Origin of the sequence: Gordonia caeni, from assembly GCF_039537105.1 — a bacterium.
Lineage (GTDB): Bacteria > Actinomycetota > Actinomycetes > Mycobacteriales > Mycobacteriaceae > Gordonia > Gordonia caeni.
On record NZ_BAAAZW010000024.1, the window covers coordinates 1 to 1,792 of the forward strand.

The following is a 1,792-nucleotide window of genomic DNA, read 5'->3' on the forward strand; positions in this document are numbered from 1 at the left end:
TCGAAAAGATTTTCGAATAAGTGCTTGACCCACCAAGATGTGCGGCGTAATCTGAAGTAAAGACGAACACACGTTCGACTCGTGATCGGGAAAACGGGGAGGTGTAGCGATGATCGCAGGCAGTGCCGAACCCCTCGGCTACGACCCGGCCGCCGCGGCCCCGGTGACCCCCGACGACCTCGCCGAGACCACCGGCGTCCAGTTGCCGGACTCGCCCGAACTGCTGTGGAAGATCATCGACACGGCCGCGGCCAAACTCGCCGACACCGAACTGTCTGGCTCTGCCGAACACGACCTGGCCGCGATGGTCGAAGTCTCCGAACGCCTCCGCCGCCGCCTGGACGGATTGTCGGCGCACCTGTACCTCGAATGCAGCGACCGCCAGATCTACCGCCTGGCCGGCTACCTCGACATGGGCACCTACCTCGGCCTCGGTCACCGTCTCAACATCGGTGAAACCCGCCGCCGCGCCACCCTGGCCCACCACCTGCCCCGCCACACCGCCCTGACCGGCCAACGCCTCGAACCGGTCATGCCCGCCGCGGCCGACGCCGTCGCCGACGGCGTCATCGGGGCCGCCCACACCCTCGTCATCGCCGAAATCCTCAACAAAGTCCCCGACCGCCTGGGCCCCGAGGTCAAAGCCGACGTCGAAACCCAGCTCGTCGAAGCCGCCCACACCCTGCGCCCCCGCGACCTCAACCGGGTCGGACTGCACATCCTGGCCCACATCGACCCCGACGGCCGCTACACCGACCCCGACGACCGCCAACGCCAACGCAGCTTCTACCTCCACGGCCAAGACGACCAACTCATGACCCGCCTCGGCGGCCAGTTGACTCCCGCCGCCCGCGCGAAACTGGAGTTGCTGCTGAACCGGTGGGCCGCCCCCGGCATCAACAACCCCGCCGACCCCCACTCACCCCACCCCGCCGACACCCCCGACGACGACGATGCGCTCGAACAGTCGCGCCTGCGCGATCAGCGCAGCCCTGATCAACGCAACCACGACGCCTTCGAAGCCATGCTCGACTTCGTCCTGGCCCACTACGGCCTCGGCCGCCCCGACCGCATCCCCGCCGAGTTGGTCATCACCGTCTCCGACCAGGACCTGGCCCGCCACGCCGGCGTCGGATTGACCACCACCGGCACCCTGCTGCCCGTGGCCGACCTCATCGAGCTGGCCGCCACAAACCAGGCCGTCCCGTACCTGGCCGTGTTCCGTCACCACACCCAACAACCGTTGTACCTCGGTAAAGCGAAGAAGCACCGGTTCGCCTCCAAAGCACAACGACTGATGCTGTTCGCCCGCGACCGCGGCTGCACCGCCCCCGGCTGCCACGCCCCCTTCATCCGCACCCAAGCCCACCACTCACCCGACTGGACCCGCAATGGACGCACCGACATCGACGCCCTCGGCTCGGCCTGCGGCGGCCACAACCGCTGGGTCGGCCCCCACCCCGGCCAATGGGAAACCAACATCCAACAAGACGGACCCAACGCCGGACGCATGACCTGGCGCCCCACCACCACCACCGGCCCCTTCCAACTCAACCCCATCCACCACCCCGAACTCATCAACACCCGCGGCGCCCACGCACCACCACCGATCCCCGCACACCCCACCACCGGCGACGACCCCATCCGGGCCAACGACTCCCGCTCCCGCCACGAAAAGGAACTCGAAGCCCGACTCGGCATCACCCTCCTACGAGCCTCCTGAACACCAGGCACGACTCAACTCCGCTCACCACCCCGACACCAAACAGGCGCCGGGGCGGTGAGCCATGCC

General features: G+C 68.0%; 1 protein-coding gene. It reads left to right on the plus strand.

Annotated elements, in window-relative coordinates:
* Positions 1–109: 109 nt before the first annotated feature.
* Positions 110–1,723 (plus strand): HNH endonuclease signature motif containing protein, encoded by a 1,614-nt coding sequence (locus tag ABD732_RS18520; RefSeq protein ID WP_344786280.1) that lies wholly within the window; start codon positions 110–112, stop codon positions 1,721–1,723.
* Positions 1,724–1,792: the final 69 nt, after the last annotated feature.